General features: G+C 62.6%; 2 protein-coding genes. Both read right to left on the bottom strand.

All coding sequences use genetic code 11. The annotated features are described in order from the left end of the window. On the bottom strand, window positions 1-287 hold a 287-nt coding region (locus ACO0LO_RS28895), incomplete at its 3' end, for an NAD(P) transhydrogenase subunit alpha (RefSeq protein ID WP_422969986.1). Window positions 288-456: 169 nt separating this feature from the next. Beyond that, a complete protein-coding gene (locus tag ACO0LO_RS28900) occupies window positions 457-1572 on the bottom strand; it encodes a Re/Si-specific NAD(P)(+) transhydrogenase subunit alpha (protein ID WP_422969988.1) in 1116 nt (371 codons plus the stop codon). Window positions 1573-1581: the final 9 nt, after the last annotated feature.

Here is a 1581-nt window from a genome sequence, read left to right on the forward strand (position 1 = left end):
GATTCTTTTTTCTTAAACATTTCCAGCATCCTCTGCGTGACCAGGAAACCGCCGAAGACGTTGACGGCGGCCAGCGCCACGGCAGCGGTGCCCATCACCTGGGCCAGCAGGCCTTCGGTCAGGCCGGCAGCCAGCATGGCGCCGACGATGATGATGGCGGAAATGGCATTGGTCACCGCCATCAGCGGGGTGTGCAAGGCTGGGGTCACTGTCCAGACCACGTGGTAGCCCACGTAGATCGCGAGTACAAAAATGATGAGATTGGTAAGGGTGTGGCTAACTTCCATGATGCCCTCTCTGCTTGTAATTATGGAATATCATTATTTTATTGAATATCCATTGTTGAACCGGTGGCGGCGCTGCTTCGCTGGCTTGCGGAGACGGGGGACGGCGTACGAGGTGCCATGTCCCTGTCTCCCTGGCCGGCCTGGCGATGGCGCCGCCTTGATGTGCGTTCTATTTCCTTAATACTTCACCGCCGGCGCAGACCAGCGTGGCGGCGATGATTTCATCTTCGCGGTTGATCGCCAGTGCCGCATCCTTGTCGATGATCAGTTTGAGGAAGTCGAGCACGTTGCGCGCATACAGGGCGGACGCGTCCGCGGCCACCAGCGTGGCCAGGTTGGGTTCGCCGATGATGTGCACGCCGTATTTGGTGACGGTCTTGTTCAGCTCGGACAAGGGACAGTTGCCGCCTTGTTCGACCGCCATGTCGACGATCACCGAGCCGGGTTTCATGGCCTTGACGGTGTCTTCGGAGATCAGGATCGGGGCCTTGCGGCCGGGGATCAGCGCGGTGGTGATGATGATGTCGGCCTGCCTGGCGCGTTCATGCACCAGTTCTGCCTGGCGGCGCATCCAGTCGGCGGGCATGGCGCGGGCGTAGCCGCCGGTGCCCTGTGCGATTTCTTTTTCTTCATCGGTGAGGAAGGGGACGTCGATGAACTTGGCGCCCAGCGATTCGACCTGTTCCTTGACGGGCGGACGGACGTCGGACGCTTCAATGACGGCGCCCAGGCGCTTGGCGGTGGCAATGGCCTGCAGGCCGGCGACGCCGACGCCCATGATCAGTACGCGGGCGGCCTTGACGGTGCCGGCGGCGGTCATCAGCATGGGCATGAAGCGCTGGTAGGTGTTGGCGGCAAGCATGACGGCCTTGTAGCCGGCGATATTGGCCTGCGACGACAGTACGTCCAGCGACTGGGCGCGGGTGATACGGGGTGCGGCTTCGAGGGCAAAGGCGGACAGGCCGTGCGCGGCCATGGCGGCGATGTTGTCGGCGTCAAACGGGTTGAGCATGCCCACCAGCACGGTGCCGGATTTGATCAGCGTCCGTTCTGCGGCGTCCGGGGCGCGGACCTTGAGCACCAGTTCGGCGCCAAAGGCGTCGGCCGCCGTGCCGATCTGGGCGCCGGCAGCCTGGTAGGCTTCATCGGTAATGCTGGAGGCGACACCGGCGCCGGACTGCACGATGACCTGATGTTTGGCCGCAACGTATTTCTTGATGGTTTCGGGCGTTGCCGCTACGCGCGTCTCGCCCGGCCGTGTCTCGGCGGGGATGCCGATTTTCATAGGTTTGCT

This window comes from Undibacterium sp. TJN25, from assembly GCF_049339885.1.
Lineage (GTDB): Bacteria > Pseudomonadota > Gammaproteobacteria > Burkholderiales > Burkholderiaceae_D > Undibacterium.

Coding starts and splice junctions, on each gene's coding strand:
- ACO0LO_RS28900 (WP_422969988.1), bottom strand. CDS start 1,572: ATGAAAATCGGCATCCCCGCCGAGACACGGCCGGGCGAGACGCGCGTA.